Annotated in this window: 17 protein-coding genes and 1 pseudogene; 8 read left to right on the top strand and 10 right to left on the bottom strand. The window is 62.2% G+C overall.

Annotation, left to right across the window (positions count from 1 at the left end; genetic code table 11):
- Positions 1-125 precede the first annotated feature (125 nt).
- Positions 126-1,382 carry a cell division protein FtsZ gene (gene ftsZ / locus KIP88_RS27365; RefSeq protein WP_214491173.1) on the bottom strand — a complete coding sequence of 419 codons (1,257 nt, stop codon included), beginning with the start codon at positions 1,380-1,382 and terminating at the stop codon, positions 126-128.
- A gap of 51 nt (positions 1,383-1,433) precedes the next feature.
- Positions 1,434-1,931, bottom strand: coding sequence for a hypothetical protein (locus KIP88_RS27360; protein ID WP_214491172.1), 498 nt, complete (start codon positions 1,929-1,931; stop codon positions 1,434-1,436).
- Positions 1,932-2,184: 253 nt separating this feature from the next.
- Between KIP88_RS27360 and KIP88_RS27355 the strand changes: the two genes are divergently transcribed.
- Together KIP88_RS27355 and KIP88_RS27350 are read left to right on the top strand one after the other, a co-directional pair.
- Positions 2,185-2,394, top strand: coding sequence for a hypothetical protein (locus tag KIP88_RS27355; protein ID WP_214491171.1), 210 nt, complete (start codon positions 2,185-2,187; stop codon positions 2,392-2,394).
- Between the two features lie 201 nt (positions 2,395-2,595).
- On the top strand, positions 2,596-2,949 hold the full coding sequence (locus KIP88_RS27350; protein WP_214491170.1) for a cupin domain-containing protein: 354 nt from the start codon (positions 2,596-2,598) through the stop codon (positions 2,947-2,949).
- 186 nt (positions 2,950-3,135) lie between these two features.
- Here KIP88_RS27350 and KIP88_RS27345 read toward each other — a convergent pair whose 3' ends face one another.
- The gene (locus KIP88_RS27345; protein WP_214491169.1) at positions 3,136-3,291 is read right to left on the bottom strand and encodes a hypothetical protein; all 156 of its coding nucleotides are present in this window, start codon (positions 3,289-3,291) and stop codon (positions 3,136-3,138) included.
- Positions 3,292-3,675: 384 nt separating this feature from the next.
- Here KIP88_RS27345 and KIP88_RS27340 point away from each other — a divergent pair, with 384 nt between their 5' ends.
- A complete protein-coding gene (locus KIP88_RS27340) occupies positions 3,676-4,329 on the top strand; it encodes a glutathione S-transferase family protein (protein WP_214491168.1) in 654 nt (217 codons plus the stop codon).
- 88 nt (positions 4,330-4,417) lie between these two features.
- Entirely contained in the window at positions 4,418-5,041 is a 624-nt protein-coding gene (locus tag KIP88_RS27335; protein ID WP_308163650.1) for a VOC family protein, read from the top strand.
- Positions 5,042-5,246: 205 nt separating this feature from the next.
- On the opposite strand, the gene KIP88_RS27330 is transcribed toward KIP88_RS27335, so the two are convergent.
- Both KIP88_RS27330 and KIP88_RS27325 read right to left on the bottom strand, forming a co-directional pair.
- A complete protein-coding gene (locus tag KIP88_RS27330; protein ID WP_214491167.1) occupies positions 5,247-6,155 on the bottom strand; it encodes an HAD family hydrolase in 909 nt (302 codons plus the stop codon).
- 12 nt (positions 6,156-6,167) lie between these two features.
- A complete protein-coding gene (locus KIP88_RS27325) occupies positions 6,168-7,700 on the bottom strand; it encodes an acyl-CoA carboxylase subunit beta (RefSeq protein ID WP_214491166.1) in 1,533 nt (510 codons plus the stop codon).
- Positions 7,701-7,836: 136 nt separating this feature from the next.
- Here KIP88_RS27325 and KIP88_RS27320 point away from each other — a divergent pair, with 136 nt between their 5' ends.
- The 4 genes and pseudogenes from KIP88_RS27320 to KIP88_RS27305 all read left to right on the top strand — a co-directional run bounded on the left by KIP88_RS27320 (position 7,837) and on the right by KIP88_RS27305 (position 10,778).
- On the top strand, positions 7,837-8,244 hold the full coding sequence (locus KIP88_RS27320; RefSeq protein WP_214491165.1) for a DUF4260 domain-containing protein: 408 nt from the start codon (positions 7,837-7,839) through the stop codon (positions 8,242-8,244).
- 198 nt (positions 8,245-8,442) lie between these two features.
- Positions 8,443-8,841, top strand: coding sequence for a nuclear transport factor 2 family protein (locus KIP88_RS27315; protein ID WP_214491164.1), 399 nt, complete (start codon positions 8,443-8,445; stop codon positions 8,839-8,841).
- Positions 8,842-9,184: 343 nt separating this feature from the next.
- Positions 9,185-10,185, top strand: a pseudogene (locus KIP88_RS27310) (dienelactone hydrolase family protein).
- A 104-nt stretch (positions 10,186-10,289) separates the two neighbouring features.
- On the top strand, positions 10,290-10,778 hold the full coding sequence (locus tag KIP88_RS27305; RefSeq protein WP_214491163.1) for a hypothetical protein: 489 nt from the start codon (positions 10,290-10,292) through the stop codon (positions 10,776-10,778).
- Between the two features lie 25 nt (positions 10,779-10,803).
- Here KIP88_RS27305 and KIP88_RS27300 read toward each other — a convergent pair whose 3' ends face one another.
- The 5 genes from KIP88_RS27300 to KIP88_RS27280 all read right to left on the bottom strand — a co-directional run bounded on the left by KIP88_RS27300 (position 10,804) and on the right by KIP88_RS27280 (position 15,976).
- Positions 10,804-12,096 (bottom strand): serine hydrolase, encoded by a 1,293-nt coding sequence (locus tag KIP88_RS27300; RefSeq protein ID WP_214491162.1) that lies wholly within the window; start codon positions 12,094-12,096, stop codon positions 10,804-10,806.
- A 207-nt stretch (positions 12,097-12,303) separates the two neighbouring features.
- Positions 12,304-13,122 carry a class D beta-lactamase gene (gene blaOXA, locus KIP88_RS27295; RefSeq protein ID WP_214491161.1) on the bottom strand — a complete coding sequence of 273 codons (819 nt, stop codon included), beginning with the start codon at positions 13,120-13,122 and terminating at the stop codon, positions 12,304-12,306.
- A 156-nt stretch (positions 13,123-13,278) separates the two neighbouring features.
- Positions 13,279-13,545, bottom strand: coding sequence for an EscU/YscU/HrcU family type III secretion system export apparatus switch protein (locus tag KIP88_RS27290; RefSeq protein WP_214491160.1), 267 nt, complete (start codon positions 13,543-13,545; stop codon positions 13,279-13,281).
- A complete protein-coding gene (locus KIP88_RS27285; protein WP_214491159.1) occupies positions 13,542-15,134 on the bottom strand; it encodes a flagellar hook-length control protein FliK in 1,593 nt (530 codons plus the stop codon). Before KIP88_RS27285 ends, KIP88_RS27290 begins: the two co-directional genes overlap by 4 nt.
- 68 nt (positions 15,135-15,202) lie before the next feature.
- Positions 15,203-15,976: an ATP12 family chaperone protein gene (locus KIP88_RS27280; protein ID WP_214491158.1), complete on the bottom strand. Its 774-nt coding sequence runs from the start codon at positions 15,974-15,976 to the stop codon at positions 15,203-15,205.
- Between the last annotated feature and the right edge of the window lie 8 nt (positions 15,977-15,984).

Here is a 15,984-nt window from a genome sequence, read left to right as displayed (position 1 = left end):
CTTGACCAAAACAAGGCTGGAGGGTGGAAAGTATAGGGCTGATTTTGGGCAATAGCCCTTCCGGCGTCGCCTGGGAGAAGACCCCGCGGCGCCTGGAAACGAGTCGTCCTGGCTCTAACGACGGCTCAGTTGGCCTTGCGGTTCAGGAAGACCGGGATATCGAGAACCTTTTCCTCGACCGGGTTGCGTACGGGAGCGGCGCGGCCGAACGGATCGAGGCGCTGCGGAGCCGTCGGCCGCGCATGCTCCGCGATCGGCCTTGCCGGTCGCGCTTCGGGGTGGCGAGCCGCCGGAATGAGCGACGGCGGGCTCGCATATTGCGGCGGTGGTACATGGCGGTCGGCGACGCGGCGCCGGTCGTTGCTCAGCCGGCCGGCGAGGTCTGTCAGCGAGCTTTCCGCCGGCTGCCTTTCTCGCGCAGAGCCGAGATTATCGATGCCGGTCGCCACGACCGAGACGCGGACGACACCATCGAGGCTAGCATCGAAGGTGGCGCCGACGATGATGTTAGCGTCCGGATCGGCCTCGTCGCGGATGCGGGTCGCAGCTTCGTCGACCTCGAACAGCGTCAGGTCCCTGCCGCCGGTGATGGAGACGATCAGGCCACTGGCGCGCTTGATCGAGGGATCCTCGATCAATGGGTTGGAAATCGCAGCCACCGCGGCGTTGAGCACGCGCTTGTCGCCGGAAGCCTCGCCCCTGCCCATCATGGCCTTGCCCTTCTCGCGCATGACTGAGAGGACGTCGGCAAAATCGAGATTGATCAGACCTTCCTTGACGATGAGGTCGCTGATGCAGGCCACGCCCGAATACAGCACCTGATCGGCCATGGCGAAGGCATCGGCGAACGTGGTCTTCTCGCTGGCAACCCGGAACAGGTTCTGGTTCGGAATGATCAGCAGGGTGTCCACCTCCTTCAGCAGCTCCGCGATGCCGGCTTCGGCATAGCGCATGCGGCGCTGGCCCTCGAACTGGAATGGCTTGGTGACGACACCGATGGTGAGAATGCCGAGCTCACGCGCGGCCCTGGCGATAACGGGCGCAGCGCCGGTGCCGGTGCCGCCGCCCATGCCCGCCGTGATGAACACCATGTGTGCGCCGGCCAATTGATCGCGGACTGCCTCGATGGCCTCTTCCGCTGCGGCGCGCCCGATGTCGGGCTGCGCGCCGGCGCCAAGGCCGCCGGTCACCTGCATGCCCATCTGGATGACGCGCCCGGCCTTCGAACTGGTGAGCGCCTGTGCATCGGTATTGGCGACGATGAATTCGACGCCTTCGAGCCCGGCCTCGATCATGTTGTTGACGGCATTGCCGCCGGCACCGCCGACCCCACACACGACGATGCGCGCCCTCAGCTCGCGAATACCGGTGATGTCAGTCATTGTGGCCCCACGATTGTTCCGCCAGGCGGCGGAATGAGAAGACAGCGATAGTTACCCACGCGCAGCCTTGCGGTCTGATTCCACCAGGGTCGCGGCGAGTTGCCCCAGCCGGCGTTCCGTCCTGTCGATCGAGCTATCAGTGAGGGCACGGGTCCGCAGGACTGCCACCTCCCCCTCAAGCCGTGCAGCCGCCTCCCTGGCGGCCGTGGCCTCGGCAGTCGCCTGCAGCAGCTCGGCCATCAGGCGATCGGCGCGCGCGCGTTCGTGCTCGAAATCGGCGCGGTGGCCGGCTGCGCTTGCTTCAAGCTGCGCGATCTCCACGTGCAATGCCGCGACCATTGTCGTCCACTGGGCGACGTCGGCTGCCTGGCGACTGCTTGGTGGATGTGGCGTATGCCTTATTTCAGCGAGATCAACGGTCACCAGGGCCTTGCCATCCTCCGACAGCGAACGCGGCAACCGGAGCCGCCTGGCAAGCGAACGGGCGGCCACGGGCGAAATGTTCAGGCGGGCGCCGAGGGCGCTATAGGTGAGAATCTCAACGGACATCGGCTGTTCTCCCCGAACGAACCGGCGGTAAATCCGCTAGTGATGACTGGCAATGACCGCAGGCTAGGCCGCTATGGTTAACAGATGGTTAACGGACGGGGGTGTGCCGCCGATATAGGCGCGCCGCGGCAGCGATGACCGTCCGACTTCGCCCCCGAAAGGAACCTAGGCAGGTAACTAAGCGTGTCGAAAGTTGGCACGGGATCAACAGGTTGCGGTATATTTTGGGGATTGCGACTGAGGCGCGATGACCATGGATGACGAACAGCTCGCTGACCTGCACAGGTTTCTTGCCGAGCACCATCGAAGGCTTGCCAAGGAAGCCGTGCTCGACGTCGTGCAGCAGTACCACTCCGATCTCGCGCAACGCCTCGCGGATGAGGCTGCGCTGATCTCAAGACGAACGGCGATCGCGCAGCGCCTTCGCGAAGGCGAGCAGCGGAAGAAGAGCGAACTGGAGTGATAAGGGGGCGGCGGCAGTCTCGTAGGGTGGGCAAAGCGCAGCGTGCCCACCATTCAAGACAATGGTCGCGTATAGGTGGTGGGCACGCTTCGCCTTGCCCACCCTACGAAGCTACCCGCTACCCCTGACCGTTTCGGGAATGGCGGAGGAAGGCTATCATCGCACACCACGCGAGGGGCGGATGATCCGAGGGAGGCCGTCATGAGCCAGCCGCAGCCAGTCAAGGACGCCAGTCACCTTTACGAAGTCGAGCGTCGTGCCTACCACGCCGAGCGCCCCGGCTTTCGCATTGCGGAGTTGCAGCTCTCTGAAAAGCAGAAGGTGCCGTGGCACACCCACACCAACGTGTCAGATACTTTTTACGTTCTGGAAGGCCACATGAGGCTGTTCCTGCAAAATCCGAAAGAGGAAGTGAATTTGAAGCCCGGCGAAGTGTATGTCGTCAGGCCCACGCGTCCGCATCTGGTGACTAACGGCGGCACGACGTCGCTCACATTTCTGGTTCTGCAAGGGGTCGGCGAGTATGATTTTGTCCCGCTGTTGGGGACGAAGTAAGGGCTCGGCTTCGTAGCTTCGTAGGGTAGGCAAAGCGACTTGTCCGCCGTAGCTCAACGAGCGAAGGCAGAAGCGTGCCCACCATTTCGAAGCGCGGTCGGCGATGGATGGTGGGCACGTCGCTAACGCTCCTTTGCCCACCCTGCGCGCTGCCCAGGTGCGAGCTGTGCGGCGCAACTGCAAAAATCAGTCGCGTTCGAAGATCCTGGCGCCAGGGTAGGCTCGCCAAGCGTACGCCACGACCAGCTCCCGGTCCTGTGTCTCCAGAAACGGCGTTCGGATCTGGCACGACCCAACGATGAGGTACCACAGACCATTGAGCTTCTGAATGAAGACGTTCATTTGAGCGTTCCTCGAAGAACTTTCGGTCCAGCAAACGCGTGTTGATCGCGACAATCCAGCGATTCACGCCTCGGAGCAGTGATCCCAGTCACAGATTTCGGAACCCGCCTCGCGCCCGCTGGAGAACGACGATTACTAGCCCGCGAGTATAACGACCTGTCGCGGTCGCTAAATTGTACGAGCGTAAGCAAGGGGCATGAGATGGGATGAAAGAGATATACAAGGGTATGCTGATGTCTGTCTGCGATGACGAAAAAGATGTCACTGATGTCGGAACGTGAGTCCTTCGCACGTCCTTTGCTTGAATCAGCACATCTCGGTGAGTTTGCCTTGATGGCTAGCCAGCCCCGCAGCCGATGATTTTCGCCAAGGAGGAGCCTCACGATGACCATCATCATTACTGCCTTTGAGCGGTCACCCGATGGCGGCAAGGGTCTGGCGCGTGACACGCGCGTTCGCTGGGCACTTGAAGAAGTCGGCCAGCCCTACGAGGTTCGGCTTGTTTCGTTTCGTGCGATGAAGGAACCCGCGCATCTGGCGCTTCATCCTTTCGGCCAGATTCCGACCTACGAGGAAGGCGATCTCGCGCTGTTCGAGACAGGGTCGATCGTCTTCCATATCGCCGAGCGCCATGCCGGCCTGCTGCCGGACAACGCCGATGCGCGGGCGCGCGCGATCACATGGATGTTTGCCGCGCTCAACACGGTGGAGCCGCCGATCCTTGAACTCGCAACCGCCAGGATTTTGGAGGGTGATAAGCCCTGGAGTAAGGAGCGCCTGCCTCTGGTCGAGGATCGCGTCCGCCACCGGTTGAAGCAACTTTCCGCTCGCCTTGGCAGTGCCGACTGGCTCGATGGTGGGTTCAGCGCGGGCGACCTGATGATGGTGTCGGTGCTGCTCAGGTTGAAATCATCGGGCATCCTGGACGGATATCCGAGCCTGGCCGACTATGTCGCTCGCGGCGAAGCGCGGCCCGCCTACAAGCGGGCTTTCGACGCTCAATTGGCGGTTAACACCGGCAAGCCACCGACCGGCTGATTGAGCTCCGTCCTGGGCTCGAAGCCGTCATCGTGGATCGAAAAAGCCGCTCAGCTTTTGATGATTGCAACGCGCTTCCTGTTGTTCCGTGAAGGAACGCGGAACCCCGCAGCGCGAGCGCCCGCGGACCTACCGTTGCGGCAATGAGATTGTCACACTTTCTACAAACAACCGCGTGAAAATCCAGCGGAACAAGGGGGAATGTTGGGTCGTTCTGCTGCAGGCGTCATCCAAACCAGAGGAGACAATGATGGCAACTAAGGTAAAGCCCATTCCTGACGGACATCACACCCTCACGCCTTATCTCGTCGTCGACGGCGCGGAAAGGATCGTCCAGTTCATGAAGAACGCATTCGGCGCACAATTCGTGTTCGAGCCGATGATGCAGCCGAACGGCAAGATCATGCACGCGGAGCTCAAGATCGGCGATTCCGTCGTGATGATTTCCGATGCTTCCGAGCACGTAAAGGCCACTTCGGCCATGCTGCACGTCTATGTGCCCAATGTGGATGCGGTTTACCAGAAGGCGCTGAAGGCTGGCGGCACGTCGGTGATGGAGCCTGCGGATATGTTTTATGGCGACCGCAGCGGCGGAGTGACGGACCCGGCCGGCAATCACTGGCACATCGGCACCCACGTCGAGGACGTTTCGCCTGCTGAGCTCAAGAAACGCGCGGCGGAATATATGAAGCAGCAAAACAGGGCGGCCTAGCCCTCCGAGTTTGCAGTGGAGTGAGGCCCAGCTTCGTAGGGTGGGTTAGCGTAGCGTAACCCACCAACGGCTTGACGCGCGGTCGGATCGGCCGGTGGGTTACGGCTTCGCCTAATTAGGCGCAGCCGTAACCCGTCGCTCCAGCATCACAAGAAGATGGCGGGCTAGCTTCGCTAAGCCGCCCTACGCACTGAAGCGGAAAGCCTCAAGAACCAGCCCGATGATCCTTAAATAAGTGCAACATCGAGTCATAACGGATCTCGGCGAATATCTTTTTCAGAAGACCTTTGAAGAAAATCTCTAGCCGCGTATTCGGCGAGTAGTCAGCCTCAAAATATGCGTCGACCCGTCCTGCTTTAAAAAGAGCGTCGCATTTTTCTGTCTTTTCTCCGGGTGAGAAGACGGCGAACGCATGACCGCCATTCTTTCGCGTTACAGTCATCGACGGAACGTCAGTATCGCCATCGCCAATATAGATCATATTGCGAAAAGGGATCGGACGGACTTCTTCGGGCATATGGTCATTGACGGCCAATGAAAGATCTTCGACGCCTTTATTTATCCGAAACAGATACTGCGTCTTCGAAACATCGGTGATAACTCGATTGGCAAATGTTGGACGCCCAAAGGCATCATAATGATACTGCGATGCGAATATCGTATGAAAGTGTTTGGCTATCGAAACACCCTCAAGTATCTCCTTTAGACCTGCAGATACAATATAGTGGCGCACCTTCACGTAACCCGACGTCTGTTCTTGAACAAATTTATTGATGCGATCGAACCACGTTTCCACACCAGCGAAGTATGGGACGTTTGCGCCTAGCTCGCGCAATCTGGATCGATCAATGGGAAGACTTCCTTGAGCGATGCGCTCGGCCATTAGACGCATATACGTTAGAACTTCGGTAGCTTCATTCGCCTTCGTCGCGGCCTTCACTTCCGTCCAGAAGCTCTTGGGATCAATGCCGAGTTCGGGAAATACGGTATATTCTTGCATGCTAAGCGGAGAGAGTGTCCCGTCAAAGTCGTAGACGATCGCAATCGTCCTGTGAGGATAATCTCGCAAGTGCCGCAGCGTTACACTCTTGGCGCTACCCTTGTCGGCTGCCATCAAATTATGGCCTCACAACGGTAAATTGTCGTGCTTCTTCGCCGGCATCTCGACCTTCTTATCCCTGAGCATCGCCAGCGCCCGCGCGATTCGCCGCCGCGTCGAATGCGGCATGATGACGTCGTCGATGTAGCCGCGCTCGGCGGCGATGAAGGGGGACAGGAAGCGGTCTTCGTATTCCTTGGTGCGCTTGGCGATCGCCTCGGGATCGTTCATGTCGCTGCGGAAGATGATTTCCACCGCGCCCTTGGCGCCCATCACGGCGATCTGCGCGGTCGGCCAGGCGTAGTTCATGTCGGCGCCGATTTCCTTGGAGGCCATCACGTCGAAGGCGCCGCCATATGCTTTTCGGGTGATGACGGTGACGAGCGGCACGGTGCATTGCGAATAGGCGAACAGCAATTTCGCGCCGTGCTTGATCAGGCCGCCATACTCCTGGGCGGTGCCCGGCAGGAAGCCCGGCACGTCCACAAAGGTCACGATCGGGATGTTGAAGGCATCACAAAAACGAACAAAGCGCGCGGCTTTCCGTGAGGCGTCAGAGTCGAGCACGCCCGCGAGCACCATCGGCTGGTTGGCGACGAAGCCCACCGTGCGGCCGGCGATGCGGCCGAAGCCGGTGACGATGTTCCTTGCAAACGTTTCCGAGATTTCGAAGAAGTCGCCCTCGTCCACGACCTTGCCGATCAGCTCCTTCATGTCATAGGGCTTGTTCGGATTGTCGGGGATCAGCGTATCGAGCGACATGTCCACGCGCTCGATGTCGTCAAAGCTCGGCCATTCCGGCACGCCGTCGGTGTTGTTGGACGGCAGGAAGTCGATCAGCCGGCGCATCTGCAGCAGCGTCTCGACGTCGTTCTCGAACGCGCCGTCGGCGATCGAGGAGCGCGTGGCGTGCACCGAGGCGCCGCCGAGTTCTTCGGCCGTGACCACTTCGTTGGTGACGGTCTTCACCACGTCGGGGCCGGTGACGAACATGTAAGAGGTGTTCTTCACCATGAAGATGAAGTCGGTCATGGCGGGCGAATAGACGTCGCCGCCGGCGCAGGGGCCCATGATGACTGAGATCTGCGGGATCACGCCGGACGCAATGACGTTGCGGCGGAACACGTAGGAATAGCCCGCGAGCGCCGCCACGCCCTCCTGGATGCGCGCGCCGCCGGCGTCATAGAGCCCGATGATCGGCGCCCTCGCCTTCATCGCCATGTCCTGAAGTTTGGTGATCTTCAGCGCGTGGGTCTCGGACAGCGAGCCGCCGAACACGGTAAAATCCTTGGCGAAGACAAACGTCTTGCGGCCGTTGACGGTGCCCCAGCCGGTGACGACACCGTCGCCCGGCACTTTCGACTTCTCCATGCCGAATTCGGTCGAGCGGTGCTCGACGAACATGTCGAATTCCTCGAACGAGCCCTTGTCGAGCAAGAGCTCGATGCGCTCGCGCGCGGTCAATTTTCCGCGGGCGTGCTGCGCCTCGATGCGCTTTTCGCCGCCGCCGAGCTTGGCGCCGGCGCGCCGTTCTTCGAGGGTGTCCAGGATATCCTTCATGCTGCTTCCGCCCGCCTTTTGGGTGCCGATTTAAGGGCCTTCTAACACGGCATTTTCCGATCCGGAAACACCCCTTCCGGCCTCTGGTACCGCCATCCGGCACGCCCTATATGCCCATCCTGATCAGGGGAATGGAATGACCGATACCGCAAGCGCCGAGACGTCGGGCGCCGTTACCGGGGGCCCGCGAACGGTGCTTCGGCTCGAGGGATTAGCGCTCTTTATCGGTATGACGCTGCTTTATTATATCTGGGACGGCGACTGGTGGATCTATGCCATCCTGTTCTTCGTGCCCGATCTCAGCTTTGCGGCCTACCTGTCGGGACCGCGTTTCGGCGCCCTCGTCTACAACGCCGTGCACAGCTATCTCGCGCCTGTCGCGATGATGACCGGCGGATTCGCCACCGCCGAGCCACTCGTACTCTCGATCGCCATGATCTGGCTGGCCCATATCGGCTTCGACCGCGCACTCGGCTACGGGCTGAAATATTCCTCAGGCTTTGGTTTCACGCATCTTGGGCGGATCGGGAAGCCTTCGAATTAGGGCGTGAACTCACAAATTTAGATTGGTCGGCGGACGTCCGCTTTAGTGCACATTCCGGACTCGGGTCGTACACTGCCAGTTCCTACGGCGGGATGCCTGCAAATCGGAATCCGAGAATGCGCCGCCCGCGCATTGACAGGCTCGCATATCAGTTATGAAATGACAGCGTTTCACCCAAAATGCGTTAGGAGGGTGCAAATGAGCGAACATGAGAACCGACAGTTTGTTGAGCAGGCTTACGCCACCTTCAAAGCCGGTGACATCCCAACGCTGTTGCAATCCGTGTCAGACGACGTCACGTGGCAGTTGCCAGAGATTGAGAACGTGCCTTTTGCCGGCAAGCGACAGGGGCGCGGTGCGGTCGGCGAGTTCTTTTCGACCCTCGCAAGCCTACAGGATGCGCGTTCATTCGAGGAGCGCGAATTCATTGCACAGGGCGACAAGGTCGTCGTGCTCGGTCATTACGTCTGGCAGGTCAAAGCGAACGGGCGCACCATCGAGGGCGACTTCGCGCACGTCTTCACCGTCCGCGGCGGTCAGATCGTAGCCTTCCATGAGTACATGGACTCAGCCGCGGTCGCCAAAGCGTATCGTTAGGTTTTTTGAGCACCGAGTAGAGCCGTAGACCGCGGCGGAGCGCCATCGCTGCCGGGCAATCGCCAGCGACGTAGGCCTTGATCTGGCCGATCAGGGCGCGCGCGGCGCCGTAAGGTTCGGCTCGGCTGCACGAGCGTTTCCCGACAGCAGTCGGACCAGGAGCAAAGCGACGCCTGGCACCCTTGAAATGATGCCATATGTCCTCCCGAACCGCATCGCATCTCCCCTGGTTTCCGGGGCTCTCGCAAGGCAGGACGCATCGAGGGACTGGCGCAGCAAATTGACAGTCCGCCGCCCGCTTGATCTAATTCTGCAGATAACAAAAAAGCACTTGGGGGGATTGATGCTGACGGATTGGCGCGTCGCGGCAGCGGCCGTGGTTTTCTGCACGGGGCTAATGTTCACCTGCATCGAAACATCAGCGCAATCGATGCCAAAGGACGTCGCGGCGCGGACCGAAATCTACGCGATCCCGTCGCTGACGATTTCCGACCAGCAATTCCTCACCGGCGACGCCAACGGCAAGCAGGTCACCGTCGCCGGCGAATTCCGCATCGCGCAAGGAAGCGGGAAACTCCCCGTCGTGGTGCTGATGCACGGATCGAGCGGCGTCGGCGCCGGCATGGATCCGTGGGTGCGCCACTTCAATGCGATGGGGATTTCGACCTTCGTCATCGACGGCTTCAGCGGCCGCGGGCTGACGGCGGTCGGCCCCAACCAGGCCCTGCTCGGCCGGCTCAATTTCATCGTCGATATCTATCGCTCGCTGGAGATCCTCGGCAAACATCCGCGCGTCGATCCAGAAAGGATCGTGCTGATGGGATTTTCACGCGGCGGACAGGCCGCGCTCTACGCCAGCCTCGATCGCTTCCACAAGCTATGGAACAAGTCCGGCGCGCAGTTCGCCGCCTACATTCCGTTCTATCCGGACTGCTCGACCAGCTATGCCACCGACGCCGAGACCGTGGCGCGTCCGATCCGGATCTTTCATGGCACGCCCGACGACTACAACCCCGTCGCAACCTGCAAGGCCTATCTCGCCGCCTGCAGGAAGCCAAGCGCGACGCGGTGCTGACGGAATATCCGGATTCCGCACATGGCTTTGATGCCGGCCTGCTCGGCCTCAGCACGGTCGCCGTTTCGACCAATGCCCAGTCGGCGCGGAATTGCCGCCTCAAGGAGGGCGAAGGCGGCGTGTTGATGAACGACGATACGAAGGAGCCATTCACCTACAAGGACGCCTGCATCGCGCTCAATCCGCATGTCGGCGGCAACCCGGCGACCGCAAGGGAAGCGCAGAAAGCGGTAAGCGAATTCTTGCAGGCGCTGCTCAAGCTGGGGTAGCAGCGGCGTGATGGAACCCGCCCCACAAGTCAGGCGGCGGTGAAACCAATGAACCCGTTTGCGGTTCTGGCGTTGATGGCCATATCGAAATGGAGGCCATCAAGATGTCTGGACACAATTTTGCGCGGATGGCGTTGCTGGCCGCATCGCTAAGCCTGCCTGGCTGCACGGCGCTGGCCGCACCTGCCTCGCCCTTCATCGCCATGGCGGGTACCTGGTCGGGTGGCGGCGTGGTCACCACCAGCGACGGACAACAGGAACAATTGCGTTGCCGCGCGACGTATGATGTCGCCGGGAGCGGCGAGCAGCTTCGGCTCAATCTGACCTGTGCCAGCGCGAGCTACAAATTCGATCTCGCAAGCGAGGTTGAATACCGCGGCGGCGCGATCAGGGGTTCATGGACCGAAGCGAGCCGCAACGCTTCCGGCACCCTTTCCGGACGTGCGGCCGCTGATCACGTCGAAGCCGCAGCAAGAGGCGACAGCTTCTCGGCCAACCTGTCGTTGACGACGCGTGGCAGCCGCCAGACGGTGTCCATCCAGCCTCAGGGCACCAACATCACGTCCGTCTCGCTCGCGCTGAACCGGCGTTAGCTAAGAGTCGAACACGGTCACAGGCCTACGGCAGCCGCTTGCCCGGCATGTCCTTGCCGTTCTGATGCAGCGTCAGCGATGGCGCCATGCCGCCTTCAGGCCGGGCAAAGCTGACCTGGGCATCGACCACGCGATAGAAAAACTCGGTCTCGCTCTCGGCATAGGCCTCGAACTCGGGCTGCGCCGTCGCCTGAATGTACAGGCGCTTGCCATCGGGGCGCACCGTCAGGATGAAGGTCGGCGATATTTCGTAGCGGCCGGCATAGGTCGCGAGCACCGCCGGATCGACCGGCACCTCGCGGCGAAGTTTTGGGGGCGGGTATGCCGCGTTCACGAGATGCGTGCCAAGTGCGATATGGGCGTCATAGTCGGCCGCATTGGAGAGCAGGATGCAGTTTCGCCGGGTCTTGGTCGAGTAGCCGATGAAGGTCGCATAGCCGCCGGTGCCGCCACTCTTCCAGATCAGTTCGTCGCCGAACCGTGAGGAGACGAACCAACCGAGCGCCACGTCGCGCTGATCCATCCGCGGGCGGCGCTCGGAAAGCGTCATCTTCAGCGCGGCGGCGACCGGCGTATCGGGGGCATCGAGGCACATCTGAAGAAACTTCAACAGGTCGTTGGCCGTTGAACGAAACGCGCCGGCACCCGCAAGCGCCAGAAAATCCCAATTCGGGACCGGCGCGAGGCCAGCGTTGTGGCCCTGCGCCAGCCGCTGTTTCATCGAATCTGTGAGGGTGATGCGGGTGTCGTCCATGCCAAGCGGCGCGCAGATGCGCGAAACAACGAGTTCCTCATAGCTCCTGCCGGCGCGCAGCTCGAGGATATGGCCCAGCAGGCCGAAGCCGAGATTGGAATATTCGAAGTGCTTGCCCGGCTTGAAGCCGAGCTTGTGGTTCGACAGGTAGTCGTAGAGCCGCTCGGCCGTGTAATCGATGTAAGGATTGCCCCAGTCTTTTGGCGCGAAATTCGACGGCATCCGCGGCAGGCCCGACGTGTAGGTCGCCAGGTCCAGCAGCGTAATCGGCGCGCCCTCGAAATCCGGCATCCTGACGCTGGCGGGCAGAAATTTCGATGCAGGATCGTCCGCGGCCACCTCGCCCCGCAGCACCATGTCGGCCAACAATAGCGAGGTGAGCACTTTTGTGATCGAGCCGATCTCGAACACCGTGTCGGCATCGAGCGGGCGATCGGAGCCGGACTGCCCATAGACGGTGACGCTGCGCTGGCCGCTGTCGATCGACGCGGCGACCAGCCCCATCGTGTCGCGGGCGATATCGACGCGCTCTTTCAGGATGGCGGCGAGGTTTTGCACGGGCATTGACGGGGCTTGCATCGACGGGGCTTGCATTGACTGGGCCTGCACCCTTCCCCGCGCAAGCAGCAGCGCCGGGCCTGCGAGCAGAACCGAGCGGCGATGCAGCATGCAAAGCTCCGTTTGCCGTCCCTGCCCCGACACCGATGCCGGCCGGGCTCATGCCAACCTCAACCTGCGCGGGCGCAAGCTATCTCGTCAAGTTACGTCTCGTTAATATGCCACGATGTCGGCGAGGCATTGCTGCACCACCGTCATGCGCGCGGCGATTTGGCTTTGCTCCTTGCAGTCCATGTTCATGGCGAACACGGTGGCGGAAGAGCCCTTCTCCACCCAGCCGACCATCCAGCCCAATGACGGCTTGCCCGCTTCCGCGCCCAGCAGGCCGCTCTTGGTGCGGATGGTGGCGTCGCCGACCTTCGTCACGGTGAGAATATCGCGCGTCAGTTCCTGGCTGCGCTTGGAGACCGGCAGCACGCCGCGCCGCAGCCGGTCGAGGAAATCGATCTGCTGAACGGGATCGATGCGCAAATTGCCGGTCAGCCAGAACTGGTCGATGCCGCCGCCGATGTCGCGGTTGCCGTAGTCGAACAGGTCGACATATTTCTGCATGCGCTCGGCCCCGATGCGCCGGGCGATTTCCTGATAGACCGGCACGGCGGACACCGCGATCGCCGAACGCAGCGTGTGGTCCTTGTTCCAGGGCTCGATGCTGCGCGTCACGCCGTCCCACTTGAAGACGTCCTTGTCGGGGTCCTCGACGACGCCAGTCTCCAGCGCGATGATCGAATTCGGAATCTTGAAGGTCGAGGCCGGCAGCCTGCCCTCGCCTGAGCGCACCTTGTCGCTGGCGATGATCAGGTAATCGTCCACCTTGTAGGCGACGAAGGTGCCTGTCGTGCCGAGATCGAAAAAGCGCTTGGCCAGATCGTCGCGAAATTCGCTGCGCTGGTAGGAGACATTGGCGAAACTGCGCGCGGGGAACAGGCTGGTGGCGGCCAGGAGGCCGAGCGCATGGCGACGATTGATCACGGTTGTATCCGAGCTGGTTGAGGAATGCAGAAACGATGCTGACGACATCGTGGTAAAACAATGACAAGGGGACTTTTCGTCTGACGCGTTTTCTTCACGCGAACCGGAATCCACCCCCGGATCAAGCCCGGGGCAGCCTTTCGCCTGAAAACGCAATCACCGTATCCGGCCCGACAGCCGCAGCACGAAGACCAGCACTTCGGCGACCGCCTTGTAGAGGTCCGGCGGAATTTCGTCGCCGATGTCGACATGGGACAAGGCGCCTGCCAGCACCTCGTTCTCCTCGATCGGGATGTCATGTTCCCGGGCGAGTTCGATGATCTTCGCGCCGATGACGCCCTTGCCCTTCGCCACGACCCGCGGGGCGCCGGTCTTGTCATAATGCAGCGCGACCGCAAGCTTGCTCCTGGTCTCGACGCTCATAGCGCGCGGTCCAGAAAATGGCCGGCACGGGCGGCAGGCTCGGCCTGTGTCGGTGCGCCGTCGCGGATCACGATATCGCCGGGCTGCAATTCTGCCCGGCTGAGCGCCTGGCTCAGGTCGGATGCGCCGGCGCGCAATTGCTCTGCCGTCGCGGGCCGTTCCGCCCAGATCCGCACCGAGGTCTTTTCGCCTGCCAGCGAGATCAGCGCGTGAACCGGACCGGCCGGCTCGACGTCGAGCGAAAATCGCGCCCGCCACACCCGCTTGGCGGCCTCGACTTCCTGCTCGGCGCCATCGCGGGAAATCTCGAACTGCGCCATTGCCGTGCCCTGCGGCGTCGCGAAGGGAATTTCAAAATTCCAGCGCGGCACATTCATGTCGGCCTTCGGCGCCGAAGTGTCGATACGATCCGGCAAGGATGCCACCTGCAACAGGGTCTGCCGTGCGATGGCGGCATCGGTGTCATCAAGCAGGTGATGCGCGGTTGCCTCGAGCGGCGCATGCGGCGCGATGGTCGGCTGCGCGATGGGCTGCGCGGCCGGCAGCGCGCCGCGGATGGGCGGCGGCGGCGTGCTGGTGTGAAAGGTCGCGTCCGCGCCACGAACGTCTTTCGACGTGGCGGCCGCGCGCGCGGGGTTGCCAAGCTCCTGCAGCGCTTCCTGCAGCAGGTTCAAGGTCGCACCAGCCGAAGGTCCGGCGTTGAGTGCAGCCGCAAGCGGACTGCGCGCGGCCTGGCCGGCCAGCGCCAGATTTTCGGCGACCACCAAACGCGCCTGCGGCAGCAGGATTTCCTGGACATCGAGAGTGGGAGACGAAGACGGCGCAAGGCTCGCGGCGGCGGCCTGTGGCAATGCGGCTTGCTGTGCTCCTGTCGAGCCCGCCGGGGTCGCGACCGTCGAATTGAAGCCGAGCGCCGACTGCAGCGTCTGACGAAGCACGATCAGCGCGGCCTTGAGATCAGGCACGCCGCTTGGGGGGACTGAGCCCGCCGCCAGCGACGCCTCGAGGAAGATTCCGGACTTCTGGAACGCCGTCTTGATGTCGCCGCCGTCGAGGTTCTGATCGAGGCTGGTCTGTTGCGCCAGCACCTGCGCGATCGCGGCTTGCAATTTCGGCGGCAGATTGCTGGAGGAAACCGCCGCGCCGAGATTGGCGAACAACGGCGCCAGGCTGTCCTGTTCGGTGACCGCGGCTTGCGCGGCGGCGGAGATGGCTACGCGCTCCAGCGGCGTCAGCATGTTCTTCGGTGACACGACGGCCGGCCGATTGACGGCCACATCGGCCAGCGCATCGGGTGAAAGCGTCACGGCATCGGCCGCGACATCGCCGCCCTGCCCGACCATGGCGAGGCGAATGCCGTCCTTGGTCTGCGTTACCGCAAGCTGCAGGTTCTGGCCCTGCTGCAGCGGGATTTCCGTGGCCACGTCGATCGAGAGGCTGGCGATCGCAATCCGCACCAGATCGGCGGACAGCACTTTCAGGACCTGCGCGTTGACCACGCTCCCCGGCTGCAGCACGAGTTCGGGCGCAATGCCGCCAGCCTCTTGGGCTGATAGCACCGGGAGAACGGGATTGATCGAAATCGCCATGGTTTGAGGTCTCGGCCAGGCTAGAGGCTAACCCGGCGTCGTAAACCTCTCCTTAACCGATGCGGGCTTCAGGCCTTCAGGGCGTCCAAAATGGTCACCGCGGCCCGGAAATCGACCAGCCGGGCGGCACGGCGGGCCGCCACCTCCTCGTCCACGCCCCATTTTTCGGCGTTCCAGTCCTCATCGACATGGGCGGCGGTCCAGACCTGATCGGGGTCGCGGACGCCGTGCAGCAGCGCCAGCGCCAGCAGCGCCGAGCCCGTGAGCGTCGTCACCACGTGGAGCGCGGCCACGGACCAGGGGTCGGCCGGAAACACGCCTCGGGCCGCGCTGATCGCCTGCGCCGGCTGGGCGACATACACGATCCCCTCGGACAGGATGAAATGGGCCCCGAGTTCATTCGCGGCCCAGGACAGCACCGGGTCCCAATGCGCGGCTTCCCGGGCGACCAGCGCCTCGGGATGGCCGGCGCGATAGAACAGCAGATCCGAGCCGAGATACTTTGCGACATCGTCGGCCACGGCATCGACGCGATCGGTCACCTCGGCGACGCTGTTGGCAAAGCGCGTCAGCGGCATGGTCAGGGGATTGATGGTCTCGCTTTGCGCATTCCATTCGGCGGCGATAGCTTCCGCGATGGAGCTGGCCGGCGCGACGACCTGGCGGCCTGAAGGCGTGCGAATCGGCTTGCCGTCCAGCGTGACGAAAAACCCGCCATCGGCTGGCGCGATGCCGGCCTCCTTGTAGAAGCGCTTGCGCTGGGGAACGCGCGTGGCGCGTCGCACCGCCTCCTCCGGATCGAGCGGCGAATGTCCGGCGACTTCATCGAAGAGTTCACGCATCTCGTATC

Source organism: Bradyrhizobium sp. SRL28 (assembly GCF_018596315.1).
In the GTDB taxonomy this organism is placed as follows: domain Bacteria; phylum Pseudomonadota; class Alphaproteobacteria; order Rhizobiales; family Xanthobacteraceae; genus Bradyrhizobium.
This window is presented reverse-complemented; position numbering and strand designations above follow the sequence as displayed.